Genomic DNA, 22,573 nt, shown 5'->3' with positions numbered 1-22,573 from the left:
GAGGCGCGGAATCCGTACGGGTAGAGGCCCGCGATCGTGACGAGGGGCAGTGGATCAGGGGGCGCGGTAGCCGTACGGGTAGAGGCCTTCGATCGTGACGGGGAGGCGGCCGGTCGACTTGGCCCGGCCCTGGAGGACTGCGGCCAGGGCGGCGATCGTCGGGGGCTGATACCCGTACGCGGCCACGAAGGTCTTCGCCGTTGGGAAGGAAGCTAGGTCGTACGGGGTGCCGGCGACGACGACCACGATGGGTTTGCCGGTGGCCAGGAGGGCCTGGACCAGTTTGACCTGGGTCGGGTCGGACCACGCGTTGGAGGTCGTGACCACTGTGACGTCGTGTTGCTGGGCGGCTGTGACGGCCTGGGCGATCAGCGCGTCGGTGGGGGAACCGGTGTAGAGGCGGGTGGCGCCGAGCGCGGCCGCCAGGTTGGTCGTGGTGCCTGCGCCCCAGCCGGTGACCAGCACTGTTTGGCCGGGGCGGAGCGGCAGGGCGGCGGAGCGGAGCGTGGTGATCGAGCGGGCCGCGATGCGGTTCATCGTGTCCACGGCGGCGGGGGTGCCTACGACGGGGGGCTCGGGGACGTACGGGGAACCGGTCTTGGTCTTGAGGATGCGGCGGACGGACTGGTCGATGCGGCGCTCGCTGAGCTGGCCGGATTCGACGGCGTCGAGCAGGATCCGGATCGCGCCGGGGACGCTGCGGGGCATCAGCAGCTGGTCGACGCCGGCCCGCACGGCCCCGATGATGACCTGTTCGTCGGTGTAGTCCTCGAGCGCCGCGGCCTCGAGCGCGTCGGTCACCACGACGCCGTCGAAGCCGAGCTGGTCGCGCAGCAGGCCGGTGATGATGGGGCGGGACAGGCTGGCCGGGACGCCGGTCGGGTCGAGCGACGGGGCGACGATGTGGGCGGCCATGATGCTCTCGGCGCCGGCCGCGATGATCGCCCGGAACGGCGGCACGTGGGTGCGCAGGATCTGGGCCCGGCTCTCGTCGGTGACGGCGACCCCGTTGTCGGTGTTGACCGTGGTGTCGCCCAGGCCCGGGAAGTGCTTGGCCGTGGTGCCGATGCCGGCCGCGCGATAACCCCGCTCGGCCGCGACGCCGAAGGTGGCGACATGAGCCGTACGGTCGCTGAAGGCTCGCACCCCGTCGGCGGCGTTGCGCGGGTTGGTGTTGACGTCGACGACCGGGGCGTGCGTGACGGTGATGCCGAGCGCGCGCAGTTCGGTGCCGCTCACTTTGGCCGCGTCATACGCCGTACGGGGGTCGAACGTGGCGCCGATGGCCATGTTGCCGGGCGAGATCGCCAGCGGCGCCCCGATCCGGTTGACCGTGCCGCCCTCCTGGTCGGTGCTGATCTGCAGCGGGATGCCGGTGTCACCCATCGCGGCGCGCTGCAGCCCGTTGGAGAGGGCCGCGATCTGCGGCGGATTGGCCAGGTTGCGGCTCCACGTGAAGTAGATGACGCCGCCCAGGTGGTATTTCTCGACGGCCTGGGCGCCGGTGGTGACGCCCGCGCCGAACATGGCCTCGTTGGCCGTGGCGTCGGCGGCCGAGACGCTGGTCGCCGACTCGCCGTAGACGTACGAGACGACCATCTGGCCGACCTTCTCGGCCAGGGTCATGCCGGCGAGCCGGTCGCGGGCCGCGGCGGTGACGGGGAACGCGGCCATGGCCAGGACGATAACCGGAATCAGGCGTCGCTTCACGCTCTCATGTGAGCGCGGCTATCGATTCTTGTCAAACCGAAGACGTCTTCGACCAGGTCGAGCGCCTTGATCCACGGGAAGGGCTCGGTGCTGCCGGGCACCCAGCCGTCGACCGGGCCGAACAGCACCCGGACGCCCTCGGCGCGCAGCTCGTCGAGGGAGCGGCGGAACGGGCGGCGGGCGGCCAGCGGCTCGTTGACCGCGGGCACCACGACGGTGGGCACGCCCCGGCCGATCACGTCGGCCATCGAGCTCAGGGCGTACGTGTCGGCGATGCCGTTGGCCAGCTTGTTGATCGTGTTGAACGTCGCCGGGGCCACGATCATGGCGTCGGCCGGCGGGGAGATGCGGGTGCCGTCGGCGGCGAACTTGTACGTGGTGCGGATCGGCCGGCCGCAGACCCGGGTGACCTCGGAGGGGTCCATGAAGTCGAACGCGTTCTTGGTCGCCGTGACGTCGACCGTCCAGCCGCGCTCGCAGGCGACCTTGATCAGCTCGAGGACACCCCCGGCGGCGCCTCCGCCGCACACGACCACTCGCAAATCACCCATAGCTCAAGATTCTCCTGGATCGTCGGGTTCCGGCGCTGGTTTACCGGCTTCCTCGGTCTGCTTGGTGACGGTGTTGTAGGAGCGGTAGGTGAGCCACAAGGCCACCACCGCGGCGACCGCGGCCGCCACACTGGACAACTGGTCGGCCCGGGTCGGCCCGAGCGCGGCCACGAAGACCACCACGGTCAGCACGACGAGCAGGCCGAAGCCGACCGTGCGGACCCGCTGCGAGGGCGGCCCGATGCCCCGATAGCGCAGCACCAGGTTGAACGCCGCCTCGACCAGCACCACGGCCGCGGTCACCAGAATCGGGATCTGCCAGGCGTCGAGCTCCACCCCGCTCATCCGAGCTCCTGCTGGATGTCGGAGATGAACCGCTGGGTCAGCTGCTCGCCGTCCTGCAGCAGGGCGCGCGTGTGCTCGGCGAAGACCCGCGCGAAGGCGGCGTAGTTCTTGTGCATCGGTCGCGGCCGGGACGACTCGACGGCGACCCGGATGTCCTGCAGGTGCGGCAGCGACTCGGCCAGCCGCTGGTTGATGTAGGCGTCGAGGCCGGTCGGGGCGAAGCCGTACTTGGTCAGCAGCAGCTGCGCGGACTTGCCGGTCAGGAAGCGGATAGCCGCCTCGGCCTCCTCCCGGTGGGGGCTGTCGGCCGAGACGGCCAGGCTCTGCCCGCCGATGATGCCGGTGGGCAGCCCGCCCAGGCGGATCTCGGCGGTGGACACCTTGGTGCGCTCGGCCCGCTCGACGGCCGGGAAGCTGACCGGCCAGTTGCGCATGTAGCGCAGCCCCGACTGCTGGAAGACCCGGGTGGTGGATCCCTCGCCGGCCTGGTCGAGCACGCGGCCCGCCTTGATCGCGGCGGCCACCGGGCCGAGCGCCTGGCGCCACTGCCCGAGGCTGAACGAGAGCACCCCGTCCTCGGTCAGGATCGCGTCGTCCTGGGCCAGCGCCTGCTCGAGGACGTTGACGACGAACGCCTCCTCGGTCTGCGGGCCGACCGTGTCGAGCTGCCCCGCAAACTGGCCGGGGGCCGTGGTCAGCAGATCCGCCAGCTTGGGCTCGGGATCGGCCACCCGCTTGTCGGCGATCCGGCGGTAGAGCATGCCGACGTCGGTGTTGAACGGGATGGCCCAGAAGTCGTCGCGGCCGGCCCGCTGGGAGAGCCGGCTCACCGCGGCCAGCGGCGGGTTCCCGTCGAGCGGGGTGATCGGCACGATCCGCTCGTCGTCGGCGAAGCGGGGGATGTGGATGACGTCGAGGTTGAAGATGTCGGCCTTGGTGCGGAGGAACAACTCGTACTGGTCACGGGTCGAGCTGTTGACCGTCTCCGTGTGGATCTGCACGTCCGGGTTGAGCTGATTCCACATGGTCACCAGGAGCTGGCGGCCCCCAGTGGGGTCGTTCCCGGTCGCCAGCACCAGATCGACCGGCTCGCGCCGGGTCAGCACATAGCCCGCGCCGGCCGAGAGCGTGCCGGACGTGAGCACGCCCGCGAGGAACGACCGTCGAGAGTAGAGCTCCGTCATCCGCACCTCCGTCCGCGCCTACGTACGGTACTCGCTTGATCGCCTTTACGTGACCCCGGTCACTCCCTGGCGGACGGGACTTTGGTCCTGCCGGGTCGGGAGCGACGGCCCGGGTGCGGCGCCTCCGGCAAGAGGAATCTCAGTGGTGAGAGATGACGATGAAGGAGGCAGAGATGACCACCATCCGCCGGGCCGCGGCAGACCTCGAGACTGTTGAGGCGCCGGGCGCCATGCTCACCAGGACCGCCGCGAGGGCCCTCGCCGTGCTGCGGGTCTCGACCGGCTTCGTCTTCCTGTGGGCTTTCCTCGACAAGACCTTCGGGCTCGGCTGGTCGACCCCGTGGGAGCGGGCCTGGATCAACGGCGGCTCGCCGACCAAGGGCTTCCTCGCGAGCGTCGAGGTCGGCCCGTTCCAGGGCTTCTTCCACTCGATCGCCGGGGCCGGCTGGGCCGACTGGAGCTTCATGCTCGGCATGCTCGCGATCGGCGTCGCCCTCATCGCCGGGATCGGCCTGCGCCTGGCCGCCGTCGGCGCCACCGCCATGATGCTCCTGATGTGGCTGGCCGAATGGCCCCTGGCCAGCGGTTCGAGCAACCCGGTGGTCGACTACCACTTCGTCTACGCGGTCGCTGCGATCGCTCTCGCCCTCACCTACGCCGGACACACCTGGGGCCTCGGCCGTTGGTGGGCCAAGCTCCCACTTGTGCAGAAGAACCGCTGGCTCATCTGAGCGCTCCCCCTGAGGCCCGGCCGCCCGGCCGGGCCTTTCGCGCGACCGGTGGTCTCGGCGCTCGGTGCCGCCGTCGACGATGAGCCTGCTGGGCCTGGTGCGGCACATGGGCCGGGTCGAGCACAACTGGTTCTACCGCTGCTTGCAGGGCCACGGCGACGTGGTGCGCATCTTCTGGACGGCCATCGACGGGCGTACGGGGCAATGGGCGGGATCTCCGGGGTTCACTTCTCCGCCGGGCGGGGTTGGCCGGGCGGCTGCCGGCGCGGCTTAGCGTGACGCGCAACCGGAGCCCTGGGGTGATCAGAGTGACCGAGTCCGCCCTGCCCAACCAGACCCGCAGGCCCAAGAGCCTGCTGAGCGGCCGCCGCCCGTTGCCCGCTCACGTCACCGTCTATCTGTTCGTCACCGTGCCGTTCGTCGCGCTGCTGGCCGCCGTGCCGGTGGCCTGGGGCTGGGGCCTGACGTGGCTCGACGTCGCGCTGGCCGTCGGCTGGTATGTCGTGACCTGCCTCGGTGCCACCGTCGGCTACCACCGCTACTTCACGCACGGGTCGTTCAAGGCCCACCGCCCGCTGCGGATCGCGCTCGCGGTGGTCGGCAGCATGGCCGTGCAGGGGCCGATCCTGCACTGGGTGGCCGATCACCGGCGGCATCACGCGTTCGCCGACAAGGAGGGCGACCCGCATTCGCCGTGGGCGTTCGGCACGTCGCCGGCCGCGCTCGTCCGCGGGTTCTGGCACGCCCACCTCGGCTGGATCCTCGACCGTGACCTGACCAACCAGGAACGGTTCGCGCCGGATCTGCTGGCCGACCGCGACATGCGCGTCATGCACCGGCTGTTCGGGCCGCTGACGATCGTCACGCTGGTCGCGCCGGCCGTCATGGGCGGGTTGATCAGCTGGTCGTGGGCGGGGGCGCTGACCGCGTTCTTCTGGGCCGGGCTGGTGCGGATCACGCTGCTGCACCACGTGACCTGGTCGGTCAACTCGGTCTGCCACATGATCGGCGAGCGGCCGTTCGCGACGCGCGACAAGTCGGCCAACTTCTGGCCGCTGGCCCTGCTCAGCATGGGTGAGGCCTGGCACAACCTGCACCACGCCGACCCGACCCAGGCCCGGCACGGCGTGCGCCGGGGCGAGCTCGACGTGTCGGCCCGCACGATCTGGCTGTTCGAGAAGCTCGGCTGGGCCTACGACGTGCGGTGGCCCGACCCCGAACGCCTCGTCCGGATCGCTCGCTAAGCCGGGGGTGGCGCGATGTCCTCGGCGTACTGGCTCGCCCATTCCGGAATCGCCGTGGTGGGGCGCACCCCGCCGCGGGTGCGGCACATGGTCGCGTCGACCGTCACGTCCGCCAGCTATCTGGGGTGGCGGTCCAAGCGGCTCATCACGCAGGAGAACATGGCCGTGGTGCTCGGGCTCCCGTACGGGCATCAGCTTGTGCGGCGGACGGCGCTGAGCTCGTGGAGCAAATACGGGCGTACGGCGGCTTCTCTGGTGTGCCTGCCGTATGTCGACCTGACCGATGTCGATGCGCGAATGACGGATCTGACTGTCGGTGCGCAATGGCACGAATATCTGCGGGCGGCGATGGCACCCGGCAAGGGAACGGTCATCACGACCGGCCATTTCGGCAGCTGGGATCTGGCCGGTGCGATCGCCGCGCAGCACGTTCCCCTGTCGGCGGTGGCCGACACGTTCAAGGACGAGCGGCTCAACGCGCTGTTGCAGGGGCATCGGCGGGAGAAGAGCGTCGACGTCATTCCGGTGACCGCGCCGCGCCGTATTCTGCGGGCGCTGAACGACGGCCGGGCGGTGGCGATCGTCGTCGACCGGCCGGTGTCCGAGCGGCAGGGCGTCGAGGTGACGTTCTTCGGGCGCCGCACCTTTGTGCCGGCCGGGTCGGCGGCGCTGGCGGTGAAGACCGGGGCGGCGATCATGCCCGGCTACATGTGGTTCGCGCCGGGCGGCGGCTATTACATCCGCACGTTTCCGGCGCTTTTTCCCCGTACGGTCGGCAGCAGCGCCGAGCGTGCCGCGGAAATTCAGCGGCTCACCCAATACATGCTCGACTGCCAGGAGGAGGTCGTGCGGCACTCGCCCGCGCAGTGGTTCATGTTCCGCCGTTTCTGGCCCGCCGCCTTCCCGGCCCCGGCCGCGCTGCAAGCGGCTTAGGAGGCTCGCATCCGGCGGATCGCGCGGCGCGGCGGATCGACGAACCAGCTCCACGCGCACTGGGCCACATAGGAGGCCGGATTGAGCCGGACCGGCGGGCGTTCCTGACCGCCGGCCCGCACCGTCCGCTCGGCGATCGCCCGGCTCAGCTCGTCGGGCGTGCGGCCGTCGAAAATGGTGTAGCCGGCGCCGATGTGCTGCCGGAAATGCGCGTCGCTGGACCCGATCTCGGCCAGCCCCCATTCCCGGTTGGCCGCGCGCACCTCGGCCCGCCGGGAGGCGTTGGCCGGGCTCGGGTTATAGATCTCGAGGCCGTCGATCGAATAGCCGGCGCCGAGCAGTTCGTCGATTCTCCGGCGGCTCAGGCTGGGCACGAGCCGGCCCATCGGATGCGGCACGACAACCAGCCCGCCCTGTTCCTTGATGAAGTCGATGACCTCGGGCACCGGGCGCATCGGGCGGGGCGCCTTGGTGACGAAAAGCCCGAGCAGATGCCCGCTGCGGGTCGTCACCTCGACCCCTTTGATCAGACGTACGCGGGAATTTCGCGCCACCAGCAACTCTTCGACCCGCTTGGCGCCCTCGAGATGGTCGTGATCGGTCACCGCGATCACCGACAATCCGGCCCGCTCGGCCTCGTTCACGACAGCGGCCGGACTGATCCAGCCGTCGCCGAGGTTGGTGTGCATATGCAGATCGGCCTGGCCTGGTTCGCGCACGCGGTCATGATATTCGCGGGAACGCGGGGCAGAAATAGATCAGTCCTACCATTCCGGGAATCCGCGATGACAATCCGCCGCGCGCCGGTTTAAACCTCGGTGTCGGAGAGCGGACAGCGCATTCCCGTGGCGATCTGTGTCGGCGGGCGCGCAGTCTGGGCCGGACACACTGCAGTGGGTCTCCGACTTCAACAAGCGGTTTGGAGCACAGGATGACCGATACGTTGACGAGGCCGGTCGAGGACATGGAGATACCCGACAGCCTCAAGAGCAAGAGCGAACAGATCAAGCAGACCGCGCAACAGATCCACGACAGGCTGGAGAGCGGCACGACGCTCTACCGCAGCCAGGTCCAGCAGATGGGCAAGCCGTCGGCGCTCGCGACACAGAACGGCCACAACGGCCGGTCCGGCAACGGCGGCCCGGCCGCCGAGGCGGCGGACGCGCAGGCCACGTTCGGCGGCGTGCCCTATCAGTTCTTCGACCTCATCGCCGTCGGCCCGTTCCAGCCGATCGGCCCGGTGGGCCCGTTCCAGCCCAGCCGCATCATCCAGACCGGCGAGCCGGCGTTCCTGATCGCGGCGATCTGGCGCAACCCGCTGCCGCTCGGCTTCACGCCGGGCAACCCGTCCGCGGCCCAGATCATGACCGGCCAGAGCTTCGCCGTCCAGGGCCTCACGGTCAACGTCAACAGCGTCACGCCCGGCCCCGTGCTCGGACCGATCACCAGCGTCTTCGGCGCCGGCAACATCAACCTGTTCGTGCTGCCGATCCCGTCGCTGCCGGCCCCGCCCGACCTGTCGCCGCGGGTGCTGGACATCACGCTGACCATCGATGTCAACGGTGTGGCGCCCTTCGCCGGCTACGCCTCGACGTGGCTGCAGCTCGACTCCGAGCCGCCCTTCGTGTTCCCGTTCCTGCCCGGCGCGGGCGGCGGCCCGGTCGTGGTGCCGGGTCTGACCCCGAGCTTCGTCCGGGACACCCCCGTCCGGGTGCTGATCTACCGATGACCGACCCCGATCGCCGGCGCGGGGGACGCCGGCGGTCCGTCGGCCGGTCGCACGGCGGCCGGTGCGAAGGAGATCCGACATGGCGAAGGTGGATCCGCGACTGCGCCTGCTGATCGACGAGATGAGCGGCCGGTCCGGGACGGAATTCGCGGCAGCCGGCGACGTGCCCCTGGGCGGGCGCATCGCCTGGGACGCCCGCGCGGACGGCGCCACCATCGAGGTCCTGGTCGAAGGGGTGGCCGAGGCCGATCTGGACGAGCTCGGCCCGGCCCTGCCCGGCGCGACGGTCGGTGCGGCCGGCTCGGTGCGCCGGGTCCGGCTGCCGGTGACCGAGTTGCCGGCGCTGGCCGGGCACGACGCGGTGGCGCGGGTCGAGGCGTCCCGGCCGCTGTTTCCCGAGCTCAACTGGTCCCGTACGGAATGCGGGGCCGAGACGCTGCACACCGCGACGCCCGGGGTGACCGGGTCGGGCGTGGTGGTGGCGGTGCTCGACTCCGGGATCGACTACACCCACCCGTGTTTCCGCCGCCCCGACGGAGGCACGCGGATCGTCGCGCTCTGGGATCAGGGCGCGGACCCGGCCGCCGGGTCGACGGTGCCGTTCGGGCGCGAATATCAGCGGGCGGACATCGACCGGGCGCTCGCCGCTCCCGACCCGCTCGCGGTGGTGCCCCACGAGGACAGGAGCGGCCACGGTACGCACGTAGCCGGCATCGCGGCCGGCGACGAGCGCGACCGGGGGCTGTTCACCGGGATCGCGCCCGGCGCCGACCTGATCGTGGTCGCGCTCGGCGAGGACGGGGCGTCGCTGGGCACCTCGACCCGGGTCGTGGCCGGGCTGGACTACGTGCGGCAGCGGGCGGCCGGCCGTCCGGTGGTGGTGAATCTGAGCCAGGGCACCAATATCGGGGGTCATGGCGGGGAGTCGCTGCTCGAACGGCGGATCGACGAGCTGAGCCGGCAGCCCGGGTTCGTGGTGGTCAAGTCGGCCGGCAACGAGCGGCAGTGGGGCGTGCACGCGGGCGGGTCGCTGTCACCCGGCGGGGACCGGTTCCTGGAGTTCGACGTGGCCGCGGGCAACCGCTTCGACGACGTCGTCGAGGTGTGGTTCAGCGGGCACGACGACATCGAGGTCGGTGTCACGCCACCGGCGGGGGCGCCGTCGTCCCGCGTACGGCCGGGGTCGTCGTTGTCCTTCGAGACGGGCACCGGCAATCAGGTTCGCATCGATGTGGACGAGGACGCGGACGACACCGGGGACCGGCGCGCGTCGGTGATCGTGCGGCGCGGCGCGGCCGAGCAGATCCAGCCCGGCCGGTGGAACGTGGTGCTGCGGGCCGGAACCGTGCGGAACGGCCGGTTCGACGCGTGGATCGAACGGGCGCCGCGCGACGCCGCGGGGGCCCCGGAGCAGAGCCGGTTCGCGCCGGGCGAGCGTGACCCGTCCCGGACGATCACCGTGCCCGGCTCGGCCCGCCGCGTTGTCACCGTGGGGTCGTACGTGACCAAGTCGCAGGTGCCGGCGGCGATCGGGCAGCTCTCCGAGTTCAGTTCGCTCGGCCCCACCCGCGACGGGCGGGACAAGCCGGAGCTGACGGCGCCGGGCGAGTTCGTCACGTCGGCCCGGGCGGGCTGGCGCGACGGCGGCGACAGCCACCGGAGCCTGATGGGCACGTCGATGGCGGCGCCCCACGTGACCGGCGCGACGGCGCTCGTCCTGCAGGCGGTGCCGTTGCTGACCGCCGAGCAGGTGAGCCAGGTGCTGCGTCGTTCGCTGCGCCCCGGCGCCAAGCTCGACGCCGTACGGGCCGTCGAGCTCGCCCGCACCGCGGTGTTCCCGGTCATCGTCTCGCTGCAGGCCGACGCGGGCCGCCTGACGGTCCGGACGGACATCGCGACCACGGCCGTCCTGACTGCCGACGGCCGCAGTCTCGCCGCCGGCTCCGCGACGACGCACACGTTCGACCTGCCGGCCGGGGCCGTCGCCCGTGGTTCGGTCGCGGTGACCGCGGCCGGGTGGACGACGTCGGCGGACGTGTCGGTGCGGACCGGGGACGACTTCGGCGGCATCGCCGGCCTCAACCCGGTGATCACGGAGCGGCTGGGCCGCAAGGGCATCGTCACGCTGAGCGGCCTGGCCGGCAGCACGCCGGAACGGCTGGCCTCGGTGACGGGCGTCCCGGTCGAGACCGTACGGGCCGAGGACTGGCCGGGGCAGGCCCGCAAGCTGACCCTGGGCGGCGGCCGCACGTTCGCGGTGGTCGCCGTGCCGGGCGACGACGAGTCCCTGGCCTACGAGGTGGTGGACGGCCGGACCCACGAGCGGGCCACCGGCCTCGACGGCGCCGGCCTGCTGTCCTTCCTGGAGGAACACGCTTAGGTCCTGTTTCGTAGTGGGGGTGGGAGCGAGGCCGGGTCCAGATTTCGTCTGGTGGTGGCCCGGGGAAGCCTGGCTCCCGGTGTTGGAACCTGGCTTTCACGGGACGCCGCCAGGCGGGATCTGGGCCCTGCCGCAGCCCCGCCCCCACTGCGAAACAGGGCCTAGCCGACGATGACGTCGGTGACGTCGCGGCGCGGGGCCGACGGGCCCGGGTGGCCGTAGCCGATGCGCAGGGCCAGCTGGGGGAAGCCGGAGCGGCGCAACGACCGGCGCAGCTGCTCGCGGGCGGCCGGGACCTCGATGGGCTGGCTGATCAGGGAGGCGGCCAGCCCGGCGTCGGTGACGGTCAGCAGCACCCGTTGCAGGGCCTGGCCGGCCAGCAGCTGGTCGGCCGGGCGGTCGCCCGCCGAGCCCAGCACCGCGACCAGGGGCTCCGGCTCGTAGTCGCGGCCGGGGGCCCGGCGGCGGTCGGCGAAGGCCCGCTGGGGCAGCAGGTCCTGGGGCTCGGGGGCGGGGGCGCCGGCCGCGACCGGCACGCCGTCGGGGGCGGTGTCGGCGTGGGCCCAGCCGGCCAGCTCGGTCTGGTAGCGGGTGTCGCGGTGCAGGACGCGGTCGGCGCTGCGGGCGATCTCGGCGAAGCCGGCCAGCGGGACCATGCCGACGAGCAGGTCGAGCCAGGCGTTCTCGGCCCGGGCGGCGTCGATGAGGCGGCGGCGGGTCTCGGCCGGCACCGGGTCGGGCCAGAACGGGGCGCGGTGGCTGTGCCGGCGCGGGATCGCGTCGAACAGGGCGCTCTCACCGTAGGTGGCCGGGCGGGGCGGCGCCGGGGTCAGCCGGGCCATCAGATCGGGGTCGGTGCGGTCGGGCCGGAAAGTGACCGTGGCCGGCTTTCCGAGAACGGCTAAAGCCAGCCGGGCGTTGCAGGTGGCCGCCCCGACCGCGATCCGCACCGCCCAGCCCGTGTGGTCGGCCACGGCGAGCCGGCGGGCCGGGTCGGCGAGGATCTCGACGGCGCCGTCCCGCAGCCGGAACTGCCACGGCTGCGTGTTGTGCAGGGAGGGCGCGCGGATGCCGGCCGCGGCCGCGCGCAGCAGATCCTGAACGCCGTAGCCGGCCATGACTCAGCCGGTGACGATCACGTCGGCGGCGACGCGCCGCGGGCGGGGCGGCAGCGGCGTGCCCGCGGCGGCGTAGCCCAGGCGCACCACCAGGTACGGCTCCCCCAGGCCGGCCAGCAGGCCACGCACCAGCAGCCGCGGCCAGGCGACCTCGACGGCGTCGCTGAGCGGGGCGGTGGCCAGGCCGTCGGCGGTCGCCGAGAGCAGCAGGGCCGAGAGCGCCTCACCACCGCGCAGCAGGTCGAGCCGCTCGTCGCCCCGGCCGAAGACGATCACGTACGCCGCGCCCTGGTCGTGCTCGGCGCCGACGGTGAGCCCAGGCGTGTCCTCCGGCGCGAAATCCCGTACGGGAACCCGGCGCAGCCCGGGCTCCACGGCGGTGTCGGCCGGCACGCCGTCCCCCGCGCCCGCCGGCCGGTGGGTCCACTCGCGCAGCTCGTCGCGGTAGTCGGGGTCGCCGAGCTCGGCGTCGCCGGCCAGCTCGGCCGAGATCGCCAGCGCGGGAATCTGGTCGGACGGCACCACGTGCAGGTAGGCGCCGTTCGCCTCGACGAGCAGCCGCAGCTTGGTCAGCTCGGCGTCGGTGACGGTGCGGCGGCCGAAGGCCCGCCGGTCCGTACGGCGTCGCGGGATCGCCTCGGCCAGCCGCTGCACCGCCGGGGTGGGCGGCGCCGGCGGGCCGAGCTCGATCCGGGCCACCGGGCCGGGGCCGGACAGCCGCTCGACGAAGTAGGACCAGCCGGCCGCGGCCAGCGCGGTCAGGGCGTGGTGCAGGGCGGCGCCGAGGCTCAGGATCAGCAGCCGGCCGTCGCGGTCGGTGGTCTCGAGCCGGCGGGACTCGTCGGCGTACAGCTCCATCGTGTCGCCGTCGATCCGCCAGCGCCACGGCTGGGTGTTGAAGACGGACGGCGCGTGCAGCGCGGCCTGGGCGGCTTGCTCGAGCGGTGTCATGAGTCAAGCGTGCGGCCACGGCCCCGTGCCCGTTCAGGGCCGAAAGTCCCGTCTCGCCGAGGAGATCGGCACCCGCCACGTGAGGACCGTCCCGCCGTCCGGGCCCGGGCCCGCGTCGAACGAGCCGCCCAGGTCGTGGGCCCGTTCCGCCATGTTGACAAGGCCGCCGCGGGCCGCCTCGGGGGCGAAGCCGACCCCGTCGTCGGAGACCTGCAGGATCACCTCGCCCTCGGCGGCCCGGACCGAGACCCGTACGCTCGTCGCCTTGGCATGCCGGGCCACGTTCGACAACGCCTCGCTCAGCACGGCCAGCAGCTCGGGCACGATGTCGTCGGGGATCGCGCTGTCGACCGGGCCGCTCGTGTCGAGGGTCGGCCGGAAGCCGAGCGCGGCCGCCTCGACCGTCTCGCGCAGCGCCGCCCGCAGCGACGGCCCGGCCGGCGTCCGCAGCTCGAAGATCGACCGCCGGATGTCGCGGATCGTCTCGTCGAGGTCGTCGACCGTGGTGTTGATCCGCCGGACGGTCTCGTCGCGCGACTTCTGCAGGGCCGCCCCCTGCAGCTGCATGCCGGTCGCGAACAGCCGCTGGATGACGACGTCGTGCAGGTCGCGGGCGATGCGCTCGCGGTCGGCCAGCACGGCCAGCAGCTCCCGCTCCTCCTGGGCGCGGGCCCGTTCGAGGGCGAGCGCGGCCTGCCCGGCGAATGTCGACAGCAGCACCGCGTCGTCGTCGGCGAGCGGCTGGCCGGGCGCCTGGCTGACGATGAGCAGGCCGTGCGGGGCGTCGGCGCCGGTCAGCGGGGCCACCACGGCCGGGCCGGCGGGCACCGGGGCGGGCCAGTCGGCGACCGCCCGCAGGTCGTCCAGCACCTGATAGCCGGCGAAGTCCACGGCGACCCGCTCCCCGGCCAGCCGGGTCCACGCCGGGTCGTCGCTGTCGGCGATCTCGATGCGGTAGGACGAGTCGTCGTGCAGCAGCACCAGCACGAGCGCGGCGCCGGAGACCTCACGGGCGCGCCGGGCGATCAGCTGCAGAGCCTCCGTACGGCGGACGGTGCCCAGCAGCACCCCGGTGATCTCGGCCGTGGCGGCCAGCCAGCGCTCCCGCCGCTGCGCGAGAGTGAACAGCCGGGCGTTGTCGATCGCCACGCCCGCGGCGGCGGCCAGGGCCACCACGATCTCCTCGTCGTCCTCGCTGAACTCGGCCGCGCCCTGTTTCTCGGCCAGGTAGAGGTTGCCGAAGACGTGGTCGCGGATCCGCACGGGCACGCCGAGGAAGCTGTGCATCGGCGGGTGGTGCGGGGGGAACCCGTACGAGTGGGGGTGCCTGGTGATGTCGGGCAGGCGCACCGGCTGCGGGTCGGTGATGAGCAGCCCGAGCACGCCACGGCCGTGCGGCAGGTCGCCGATCTCGGCGTGGGTCGCGGGGTCGATGCCGTGGGTGATGAAGTCGGAGAGCTGGGTGCGGTCGGCGCCGATCACCCCGAGCGCGCCGTAGCGGGCCCCGGCCAGCGCGCAGGCCGACTCGACGATGCGTTGCAGGGTGCTGCGCAGGTCGAGGTCGGTGCCGATGCCGACCACGGCGTCGAGCAGCGCGCGCAGCCGCTCCCGGCTGGTCATCACCTCGCCGACCCGGTCGAGCATCTCCTGCAGCAGCTCGTCGAGACGCACCCGGGAGAGGGGGCTCAGGCCGAGTTCGGGCTTCTTCTGCTCCGCCACGGCCCAAGATTACGGTGGCGGGACTTTAGACCCTTGGACCAGGCCTTCCGTACGCGATAGGAAGGTCGCATGATCCGAGTTTTCCTCCTCGACGACCACGAAGTGGTGCGCCGCGGCCTTGTCGACCTGCTCCAGTCCGGTGGTGACATCGAGGTCGTCGGCGAGTCCGGATCGGCCCAGGAGGCGGCCCGGCGGATCCCGGCCCTCAAGCCCGACGTGGCGATCCTCGACGCCCGCCTGCCCGACGGCAACGGCATCGACGTGTGCCGCGACGTCCGGGCGGTCGACTCGTCGATCCGGGGCCTGATCCTCACCTCGTACGAGGACGACGAGGCCCTGTTCGCCGCGATCATGGCCGGCGCGTCGGGCTACGTGCTCAAGCAGATCCGCGGCACCGACCTGGTCGACGCGGTCAGGCGGGTCGCCCAGGGGCAGTCGCTGCTCGACCCGGCGGTCACCCAGCGGGTGCTCGAGCGCATCCGCAACGGGGTGGAGCAGCCGCGCGAGCTGGCCGCGCTGACCGACCAGGAGCGCCGGATCCTCGAGTTCGTGGCTGAGGGGCTGACCAACCGCGAGATCGCCGGTCGCATGTTCCTGGCCGAGAAGACAGTCAAGAACTACGTGTCGAGCATGCTCGCGAAGCTGGGCCTCGAGCGGCGGACCCAGGCGGCCGTGCTGGCCACCCGGCTGCTCGGCGAGCATCCGCACGGATAAAGATCCAGTGCGATCGCCTCGTGCACGCCCGAATTTTCACATGGCGCACATCTGCGAGGTCCGGGGGAACCGTCGCGGCTGCTGTCTTGACGGCCCTACTGGCTGGTCACCATGCCCGCGTCGATCGAGATCGGCCAATTGATTCGGGCTCTCTCGATCATGTCTGCCCCGGTCATCGCGTCGCACGGCGCGTACGCCACTGATCCCGTGGACGCATGACTCTCGTATCCGAGGGCAGGTGTTTCCGAGGATGGAGGCGACATGGCAACGCGCAAGCCCGCCACGCGCGCGTCGAGCACAGGCCGCCGCATGGTCCATACTGGATCAGTAAGCACGTGCCGATGCACGTGCAGATGCGCCGGCTCTCTTGCTCGGGGAGGACAACGATGCGGCTGAGGCACCCTTCCGGCCGGATCGTGCACCTGTCCTGCGAGCTCGGCACCCCCTCAGCAGAGACGCCCGTGAATCTACCGAAGATCGTCTCGCAGCTCGACATGTACGGCGCGGTTCGCGCCCGGCTCGGCGCCGACCGGCTCGGCGTGAGCCTCTGGCTTCCCCCCTCGCTCGCCGCCGCCCTCGCCGTTGAGAGCCGCGCCCGCACCCGGCTTCGTGCCGAGCTCGACGCCCGCAGGCTCGAGGTCGTCACGTTGAGCGGCGCGCCCTTCGACGAGGGCGGCGGCGAGACCCCCGGCTGGACGGAGCCGGCCCGCCGCGAATACACGCTCGACCTCGCACGCATCCTGCTCGACCTGCTCGACGACGACGCGGTGCGGGGCACGGTGAGCACGATCGGCATCGGCCGGCGCGAGGGCTGGGCCGAGGCGGAGGAGAAGGCCGCCCTCGGCATCCTGCGCCGGCTCTCCCACGGGCTGGCCGACCTGGCCTGGCAGAACGGGCGGGCCGTGCGGGTCGGCTTCCAGCCCGCGCCCGGCCTCGTGCTCGACGACCCGGAGCAGACGGTGGCCGGGCTCAGCCGCATCGACAAGGACAGGCTGGGCGTCTGCCTCGACCTGGGGCACGCCGCGCGCAACTGGCCCGACCCGGCCGCGGGCATCGAGACCGTCACCGACGCCGGCCTGTCGATCGTCGAGGTCCGCCTGACCGCCGTGGCCGGCTCGACGACCGTGGCCTGGCGCGACGGGCTGCAGCAGCTGTTCGGCCACCAGGGCCCGCTCACCGAGAACCTGACGCTGATCAGCCACGCCGCCACGGTGGAGCAGATCGCCGGCGACGTGGCATACCTGCTGGCCGAGCTGGCCGCCCTCGGCCTCGCGCCGGAAAATGAGCCCTGCCCCGCGCGCTGAAACTCGTCTAGTGTCGGTGCTGGCACTGCCGTGCGGGTCGGACCGGAACGTGGGAGGCGCAACCCCCACCGGGCGCAACGACCCGGCCCCGGCCGTGCCGACAGGGCGGCCTTCCCTCGCCGCCCGCCCAGTGCTGTTCCGTTCTTGAGGGAGAAATCATGGCGCGACCCATCACGCTCTTCACCGGCCAGTGGGCCGACCTACCCTTCGACGAGGTCTGCCGGCTCACCTCCGAGTGGGGCTACGACGGGCTCGAGATCGCCTGCTGGGGTGATCACTTCGAGGTCGACCGGGCCCTCGCTGAACCCGACTACATCGACCGCAAGCGCGAGCAGCTCGCCAAATACAACCTGAAGGTCTACGCGATCAGCAACCACCTGGTCGGCCAGGCCGTGTGCGACCTCATCGACGAGCGGCACCAAGACATCCTGCCCGCCGACATCTGGGGCGACGGCGACCCCGAGGGCGTACGGCAGCGGGCCGCCGAGCGCATGAAGGACACCGCCCGGGCCGCCGCGCGCCTGGGGGTCAAGACGGTCGTCGGCTTCACCGGCTCGTCGATCTGGCACACGGTCGCGATGTTCCCGCCCACCCCCGCCGCGATGATCGACCGCGGCTACCAGGACTTCGCCGACCGGTGGAACCCCATCCTCGACGTGTTCGACGAGGTCGGCGTGCGGTTCGCCCACGAGGTGCACCCCAGCGAGATTGCGTACGACTACTGGACCACCCGCCGCACGCTGGAGGCGATCGGCGACCGGCCCGCGTTCGGGCTCAACTGGGACCCGTCGCACTTCGTCTGGCAGGACCTCGACCCGGTCAACTTCATCCTCGAGTTCAAGGACCGGATCTATCACGTCGACTGCAAGGACGCCAAGGTGCGTACGGGCGACGGGCGGCGCGGCCGGCTCAGCTCGCACCTGCCGTGGGCCGACCTGCGCCGCGGCTGGGATTTCGTCTCGACCGGGCACGGCGACGTGCCGTGGGAGGACTGCTTCCGGGCGCTCAACGCGATCGGCTACGACGGGCCGCTCTCGATCGAGTGGGAGGACGCCGGCATGGACCGCCTGGTCGGCGCGCCCGAGGCCCTGCAATTCGTCCGCCGGCTGGCCTTCGACGCCCCGACGGCGGCCTTCGACGCGGCGTTCTCCTCGAACGCCTGATCGTCTTTGACACAAGGCTGGGGCCGCCCTCGACGTTGAGGGCGGCCCCAGAGCCTGCGTGGTGCGCTGCTATCAGTACGTGGTGCTGGTCTTGTTCGTCGAGGCCAGCGGCTCCGTGGTGGAGTCGTCGCCGGTGACGTGCAGCTTCTCGCCGAGCTTGGACGACTGCAGCTTGTCCTTGCTCTCGGAGTAGAGCTTGTTGGCCTGCGCCTGGGCGACACCGGCGGCTTCCTGCACCGAAGGGTGCTCCCACACCTTCTTGGCGTTCGACCGGATCTCCTCGTACTTCTCCCGGCCGGCACGGCTGCCCAGGACGAAGCCCGCCGCGAGACCGGTGATGAACATCAGCTTTCCGCGCATGATGGCGGCTCCTTCCGTTCGATGACGCGCGTGCGTCGCTCAACCGTGCATACCCATGCTGCCGGTTTCGTATACCTGCCGTTCGCCTTTCCACCCCGCGGCGGCGTGCCGGGGAACCCCTTCGCGCCGGGGCCCACCGGTCATGTACTCTGTTCTCCGGCACCGAGGGAAGCCACGGTGTCAGCACGATCCCCTGTAGCTCAATTGGCAGAGCAGCCGGCTGTTAACCGGCAGGTTATTGGTTCGAGTCCAATCGGGGGAGCGTTTGGCGGAGGCCCTTGTTCGCGGAGAGCGCGAACCGGGGCCTTTCGCCATTTCTGCTCCGGGGGCCGAGCCCCCGGACACCCCACGGTGCGATGGTTTCGCGCGGCGCCTTGGTAACGGTGCGTTCGGTGTCCGGCTCCGCCGGATTTAAGCCCGTTGCCCTTTCGTCAACATTCTTTCCCGATCGTTCATCGCACCCCGTTGAGCTGCGAAGACGACCCCGAATTGCGGCCCTGGGGAAGTGTGCTACGGAGCGACCAAGGTCGATTGACATGACCGTACGGGCGGGGAATGGTGTTTCGAGAGCGCTCTACTTGCACGGAGCGTGACGGCCGGGATGCGTCCCCCTTCTGTGTCCGCCCCCGAAGCGTTCCGGCCGGTGCGGGATCCCTTCCGGCAGCGCCGGGCCTGTGCCATCCGGGGGCCGGACCGTGGAGTGCCTATGCGTCTGAACCGCAAATCCCTGCTCGGACTTGGAGTGGCGGCCGTGGCCGTCGCCGGAGTCGCCGCGGTTGTGCCGTCCGCCAGCGCGGCCGGGCCCGACCTGCTCCCCCTGACCGTCACGAACGACTCCGGCCGTGGTGAGGCCGTGAACCTGTATGTGCTCGGCGAGTCGGGCGGCAAGCTCGGCTACGTCAACGAGGGCGGCACGTTCACCGCGTGGCCGGCCGGCGGCAGCCCGCCCGTACCGGCGCCCGACGTGTCGATCGCCGGCCCGGCGAACGGCGCCAGCAAGACCATCCAGGTCCCCAAGGGCCTGTCCGGGCGCATGTACATGGCGTTCGGCGACAAACTCGACTTCCGGCTCTCGCAGGACGGCGGTCTCGTGCAGCCGGCACCCTGGGCCGGCGGCGACTCCAGCCGCGACGTGCTCTTCGACTGGAGCGAGTTCACCTACAACGACTCCGGCGTGTGGCTGAACAGCTCGCAGGTGGACATGTTCGCCGTGCCGCACGCGGTCAGCGTGACCGGCTCGGACGGGCAGACCCTCAAGACCGGCGAGCTCAAGCCGGGCGGGCACAACGCCGTCGTCGACGGGATCAAGGCCGACCCCGAGTTCGCCAAGCTGGTGCAGACCCGGGCCGACGGCACCGTGCTGCGGGTGCTGGCCCCGGGCAAGGGGGCCGACGCCGGCGGCTTCGACCCGGACTACCTGGGCGGCTACATCGATCAGGCCTGGGCCGCGTACGCGAGCAAGGACCTCACGGTCAAGCCGTTCGCCGAGCAACCCGACAAGGTCTTCACCGGCCGCACGAGCGGCGACGTCATGAACTTCACCGACGCGACCGGCGCGCAGGTCGCCAGCTTCACCAAGCCGACGTCGTCGAACGTGTGGGGCTGCGACGGCAACCTGGGCGCGCCGAACGACCTGGTCGTCGGGCCGATCGCCCGCAGCCTGTGCGCGGCGCTGTTCCGCGGCACCCTCGGCACGCAGGACGTCGAGCCCAGCACCGACCCGGGCACCTTCTATCAGAACAGCCCGGCCAACCTGTACGGCAAGTTGATCCACGAAAACATGGCCGACGGCAAGGCCTACGCGTTCGCGTTCGACGACGTGGCCAACCAGGAGTCGCTGGTGCACAGCGGCGACCCGGCGTCGATCGGGATCACCCTCTCGCCCTTCAACTGAGCCCCGGCGTCCCGCACGCCCTTCAGAACGAAGGAGTCTCTTCCATGCGTAAATTCGCACTGCCGGCGCTGACCGTCGGCGCCACCGTGGCCGCCCTGACCGTCGGCGTCTCCCCCGCCTCGGCCCACGGCTACATCTCCTCCCCGCCCAGCCGCCAGGCCAACTGCGCCGCCGGCGCGGTCGCCGGCTGCGGCGACGTCCAGTACGAGCCGCAGAGCGTCGAGGCCGCCAAGGGCTCGAAGGAGTGCAACGGCGGCGGCGGCCGGTTCGCCGAGCTCAACGACACCAGCAAGGCCTGGCCGCGGGCTACGGCCGGGCAGTCGGTGACCTTCGACTGGGTGCTCACCGCCCGGCACTCGACCACCACGTGGGAGTACTTCATCGGCGACACGCTGCTCGCGTCGTTCGACGACGGCGGCGCCCAGCCCGAAGGCGTCAAGACCCACACCGTGAACATGCAGGGCTTCACCGGACCGCAGACCGTGCTGGCCCGCTGGAACGTCGCCGACACCGCCATGGCGTTCTACGCCTGCGTCGACCTGAACATCGGAGCGTGAACATGAAGCGTAATCGTCTTCTGGCCGCGGCCGGCGCCCTGGCCGTCGCCGTCACCGCCGGCCTGGCCGCCCTGCTGCCGAGCACCGGCGCCTCGGCCGCGACCCTGCCGGTGTCCGAGGCCCAGTTCCAGCAGATGTTCCCGAACCGGATCCCGTTCTACTCGTACGCGGGCCTGGTCGACGCCATGAACAAGTTCCCCGAGTTCACCGGCGCCGGCGGCGAGGACGTGCAGAAGCGGGAGGCCGCGGCGTTCCTGGCCAACATCAACCACGAGTCGGGCGGGCTGGTCTACGTCGAGGAGCTGAACCAGGCCAACTGGCCGCTCTATTGCGACGCGGCCCAGCCGTACGGGTGCCCGGCCGGGCAGGACGCCTATCACGGGCGCGGCCCGATCCAGTTGAGCTGGAACTTCAACTACAAGGCGGCCGGTGACGCGCTCGGCATCGACCTGCTGAACAGCCCCGACCTGGTCAAGAACGACGCGTCGGTGGCCTGGCAGACCGGCCTCTGGTATTGGATGACGCAGACCGGACCGGGCTCGATGACCCCGCACGCCGCGATCGTCAACGGCGCCGGGTTCGGCGAGACGATCCGCAGCATCAACGGCGCCCTCGAGTGCAACGGCGGCAACCCGGCCCAGGTGCAGAGCCGGATCGACGCCTACCAGCGGTTCGCCCAGATCCTCGGGGTGGACCCGGGCAGCAACCTCTCCTGCTGACCATGGCTTGAGAAGGGGCCGTCCGTCGCCGGGCGGCCCCTTTTGCTGTCGACATCTATCCTCTCGGTGTATACCCTCAGCGTATACAGACACGGGGAGGACTCATGTTGATCAGCCGTCGCACCCTGCTCACCGGCACGCTCGCCGTCGCCGCGATCGGGAGCACCGCCGTCCCGGCCACCGCTGCTCCGCCGCGCCTCACTTTGCCCAGACCCACCGGCCCGTACGGGGTGGGCACGGTCGCGCTGCACCTGATCGACCGGTCGCGGCCCGACCCCTTCACCGGGCAGGCCGGGCACCGGGAACTGATGGCCGGGGTCTGGTATCCGGCCCGCGACACCGGCCGGCACCCGCGGGCGCCCTGGATGCAGCCCGACCTGCTGCGCAAATACCTGGTCGACGCCGGGTACGCGGCCGACACGGTGCTGACGCCGCTCACCTTCGGGCACGAGGGCGCGCCGGTCCGCCGTACGGGGGGAAGGTTGCCGGTCTTGATCTTCTCGCACGGCGCGGGCGGGCACCGCAACGAGCACTCGACGATGGTGCAGCAGCTCGCGAGCCACGGCTATGCGGTCGTCGCGATCGATCACCTGGGCGACGCCTACAGCCGGCTGCCCGACGGGCGAATCGTGGCGCCCACCGAGCAATCGGCCGCGCCGGAGGACTACGCGCAGGACGCCCGGTTCGTCATCGGCCGCATCGAGCAGCTGGCGGCGGGGCGCAACCCGGACGTCGACGGGCGGCGGCTGCCGGACGGGCTGGCCGGGGCGATCGACACCGGCCGGATCGGGATGTTCGGCTGGTCCAAGGGCGGCACGGCGACGGCCCGGGTGCTGCTGACCGACCCCCGCGTCAAGGCGGGACTGGCCATCGACGGGCCCATGCTGCCGGCGATGAGCGGGCGCATCGAGACGCCGTTCATGCTGATGACGGCCGAGTTCCCCAAAGCCACCGACCCGGCCGTCGCTCAGTTCTGGACCCAGTTGCACGGCTGGCGCCTCGACATCCAGGCCCAAGGCGCAGTGCATTCCTCGTACGGGGATCTGCAGGTGTTGATGCCGCAGCTCGCGAAGGTGGTCGGCATGGGCGACGACGAGCTGCGGGGCTGGATCGGGACGCTCGACCCGGGCCGCGCGGTGCGGATCGACCAGGCCTATCCCCTGGCGTTCTTCGACGAGCACCTGCGGGGGCGTGAGCAGCGCCTGCTCGACGGGCCGAACCGCGCTTTCCCGGAGGTGAGATACCTCCCGTGAGTTTCGTCAGCCGG

The 22,573-nt window shown here is 71.5% G+C and carries 21 protein-coding genes, 1 tRNA gene and 1 pseudogene; 14 read left to right on the top strand and 9 right to left on the bottom strand.

The features are described from left to right. Positions 1 to 54 precede the first annotated feature (54 nt). Genes JKJ07_RS18410 through JKJ07_RS18395 form a run of 4 tightly spaced genes read right to left on the bottom strand, consistent with a single transcriptional unit; the run spans position 55 to position 3,790 of the window. The gene (locus JKJ07_RS18410) at positions 55 to 1,674 is read right to left on the bottom strand and encodes a glycoside hydrolase family 3 protein (RefSeq protein ID WP_202992821.1); all 1,620 of its coding nucleotides are present in this window, start codon (positions 1,672 to 1,674) and stop codon (positions 55 to 57) included. 32 nt (positions 1,675 to 1,706) lie between these two features. Then, a complete protein-coding gene (locus JKJ07_RS18405) occupies positions 1,707 to 2,261 on the bottom strand; it encodes a flavoprotein (RefSeq protein WP_202992820.1) in 555 nt (184 codons plus the stop codon). Positions 2,262 to 2,264: 3 nt separating this feature from the next. Continuing rightward, complete coding sequence (locus JKJ07_RS18400) at positions 2,265 to 2,606, bottom strand: hypothetical protein (RefSeq protein ID WP_202992819.1); 342 nt, start codon at positions 2,604 to 2,606, stop codon at positions 2,265 to 2,267. After that, complete coding sequence (locus tag JKJ07_RS18395) at positions 2,603 to 3,790, bottom strand: extracellular solute-binding protein (protein WP_202992818.1); 1,188 nt, start codon at positions 3,788 to 3,790, stop codon at positions 2,603 to 2,605. The genes JKJ07_RS18400 and JKJ07_RS18395 overlap by 4 nt, the downstream gene beginning before the upstream one ends. Before the next feature lie 173 nt (positions 3,791 to 3,963). Here JKJ07_RS18395 and JKJ07_RS18390 point away from each other — a divergent pair, with 173 nt between their 5' ends. The 4 genes and pseudogenes from JKJ07_RS18390 to JKJ07_RS18375 all read left to right on the top strand — a co-directional run bounded on the left by JKJ07_RS18390 (position 3,964) and on the right by JKJ07_RS18375 (position 6,698). Beyond that, positions 3,964 to 4,521, top strand: coding sequence for a DoxX family protein (locus JKJ07_RS18390; protein ID WP_202992817.1), 558 nt, complete (start codon positions 3,964 to 3,966; stop codon positions 4,519 to 4,521). A gap of 43 nt (positions 4,522 to 4,564) precedes the next feature. Then, positions 4,565 to 4,795 (top strand): annotated as a pseudogene (locus tag JKJ07_RS18385) (mycothiol transferase); the annotation flags it as partial. A gap of 34 nt (positions 4,796 to 4,829) precedes the next feature. Continuing rightward, on the top strand, positions 4,830 to 5,765 hold the full coding sequence (locus JKJ07_RS18380) for an acyl-CoA desaturase (protein ID WP_438871418.1): 936 nt from the start codon (positions 4,830 to 4,832) through the stop codon (positions 5,763 to 5,765). 15 nt (positions 5,766 to 5,780) lie between these two features. Then, positions 5,781 to 6,698 (top strand): lysophospholipid acyltransferase family protein, encoded by a 918-nt coding sequence (locus JKJ07_RS18375; protein ID WP_202992815.1) that lies wholly within the window; start codon positions 5,781 to 5,783, stop codon positions 6,696 to 6,698. Here the strand turns inward: JKJ07_RS18375 and JKJ07_RS18370 are convergent. Next, the gene (locus JKJ07_RS18370; protein WP_202992814.1) at positions 6,695 to 7,417 is read right to left on the bottom strand and encodes a PHP-associated domain-containing protein; all 723 of its coding nucleotides are present in this window, start codon (positions 7,415 to 7,417) and stop codon (positions 6,695 to 6,697) included. The two genes, JKJ07_RS18375 and JKJ07_RS18370, sit on opposite strands and share 4 nt — an antisense overlap. Positions 7,418 to 7,629: 212 nt before the next feature. On the opposite strand from JKJ07_RS18370, the gene JKJ07_RS18365 reads away from it, so the two are divergent. Together JKJ07_RS18365 and JKJ07_RS18360 are read left to right on the top strand one after the other, a co-directional pair. After that, a complete protein-coding gene (locus JKJ07_RS18365; protein ID WP_202992813.1) occupies positions 7,630 to 8,427 on the top strand; it encodes a hypothetical protein in 798 nt (265 codons plus the stop codon). A 79-nt stretch (positions 8,428 to 8,506) separates the two neighbouring features. Further along, positions 8,507 to 10,807 carry a S8 family serine peptidase gene (locus tag JKJ07_RS18360; protein ID WP_202992812.1) on the top strand — a complete coding sequence of 767 codons (2,301 nt, stop codon included), beginning with the start codon at positions 8,507 to 8,509 and terminating at the stop codon, positions 10,805 to 10,807. A gap of 161 nt (positions 10,808 to 10,968) precedes the next feature. On the opposite strand, the gene JKJ07_RS18355 is transcribed toward JKJ07_RS18360, so the two are convergent. The 3 genes from JKJ07_RS18355 to JKJ07_RS18345 are packed head-to-tail and all read right to left on the bottom strand — an operon-like array spanning position 10,969 to position 14,520. Further along, positions 10,969 to 11,925 carry an Acg family FMN-binding oxidoreductase gene (locus JKJ07_RS18355; protein WP_202992811.1) on the bottom strand — a complete coding sequence of 319 codons (957 nt, stop codon included), beginning with the start codon at positions 11,923 to 11,925 and terminating at the stop codon, positions 10,969 to 10,971. 3 nt (positions 11,926 to 11,928) lie between these two features. Continuing rightward, entirely contained in the window at positions 11,929 to 12,876 is a 948-nt protein-coding gene (locus JKJ07_RS18350) for an Acg family FMN-binding oxidoreductase (RefSeq protein WP_202992810.1), read from the bottom strand. Positions 12,877 to 12,909: 33 nt separating this feature from the next. Continuing rightward, positions 12,910 to 14,520 (bottom strand): GAF domain-containing sensor histidine kinase, encoded by a 1,611-nt coding sequence (locus tag JKJ07_RS18345; protein ID WP_202993296.1) that lies wholly within the window; start codon positions 14,518 to 14,520, stop codon positions 12,910 to 12,912. 144 nt (positions 14,521 to 14,664) lie between these two features. Here JKJ07_RS18345 and JKJ07_RS18340 point away from each other — a divergent pair, with 144 nt between their 5' ends. From JKJ07_RS18340 to JKJ07_RS18330, 3 genes are all read left to right on the top strand, one after another. After that, on the top strand, positions 14,665 to 15,309 hold the full coding sequence (locus tag JKJ07_RS18340; protein ID WP_202992809.1) for a response regulator: 645 nt from the start codon (positions 14,665 to 14,667) through the stop codon (positions 15,307 to 15,309). A gap of 461 nt (positions 15,310 to 15,770) precedes the next feature. Beyond that, a complete protein-coding gene (locus tag JKJ07_RS18335; protein WP_307834316.1) occupies positions 15,771 to 16,613 on the top strand; it encodes a TIM barrel protein in 843 nt (280 codons plus the stop codon). Positions 16,614 to 16,771: 158 nt separating this feature from the next. Next, positions 16,772 to 17,776, top strand: coding sequence for a sugar phosphate isomerase/epimerase family protein (locus JKJ07_RS18330; RefSeq protein WP_202992807.1), 1,005 nt, complete (start codon positions 16,772 to 16,774; stop codon positions 17,774 to 17,776). A gap of 72 nt (positions 17,777 to 17,848) precedes the next feature. Here JKJ07_RS18330 and JKJ07_RS18325 read toward each other — a convergent pair whose 3' ends face one another. Further along, the gene (locus JKJ07_RS18325; protein WP_202992806.1) at positions 17,849 to 18,136 is read right to left on the bottom strand and encodes a hypothetical protein; all 288 of its coding nucleotides are present in this window, start codon (positions 18,134 to 18,136) and stop codon (positions 17,849 to 17,851) included. A gap of 189 nt (positions 18,137 to 18,325) precedes the next feature. On the opposite strand from JKJ07_RS18325, the gene JKJ07_RS18320 reads away from it, so the two are divergent. The 5 genes from JKJ07_RS18320 (at position 18,326) to JKJ07_RS18300 (ending at position 22,559) form a co-directional block, all read left to right on the top strand. Further along, positions 18,326 to 18,398: transfer RNA gene (locus JKJ07_RS18320), tRNA-Asn, on the top strand. Positions 18,399 to 18,842: 444 nt separating this feature from the next. Next, on the top strand, positions 18,843 to 20,030 hold the full coding sequence (locus tag JKJ07_RS18315; RefSeq protein WP_202992805.1) for a beta-1,3-glucanase family protein: 1,188 nt from the start codon (positions 18,843 to 18,845) through the stop codon (positions 20,028 to 20,030). A 44-nt stretch (positions 20,031 to 20,074) separates the two neighbouring features. Further along, entirely contained in the window at positions 20,075 to 20,587 is a 513-nt protein-coding gene (locus tag JKJ07_RS18310; RefSeq protein ID WP_202992804.1) for a lytic polysaccharide monooxygenase auxiliary activity family 9 protein, read from the top strand. A gap of 2 nt (positions 20,588 to 20,589) precedes the next feature. Beyond that, positions 20,590 to 21,306 carry a chitinase gene (locus JKJ07_RS18305; RefSeq protein WP_202992803.1) on the top strand — a complete coding sequence of 239 codons (717 nt, stop codon included), beginning with the start codon at positions 20,590 to 20,592 and terminating at the stop codon, positions 21,304 to 21,306. Positions 21,307 to 21,410: 104 nt separating this feature from the next. After that, a complete protein-coding gene (locus JKJ07_RS18300; protein ID WP_202992802.1) occupies positions 21,411 to 22,559 on the top strand; it encodes an alpha/beta hydrolase family protein in 1,149 nt (382 codons plus the stop codon). Positions 22,560 to 22,573 lie beyond the last annotated feature (14 nt).

Origin of the sequence: Paractinoplanes lichenicola, from assembly GCF_016785085.1 — a bacterium.
GTDB lineage: Bacteria > Actinomycetota > Actinomycetes > Mycobacteriales > Micromonosporaceae > Actinoplanes > Actinoplanes lichenicola.
This window is presented reverse-complemented; position numbering and strand designations above follow the sequence as displayed.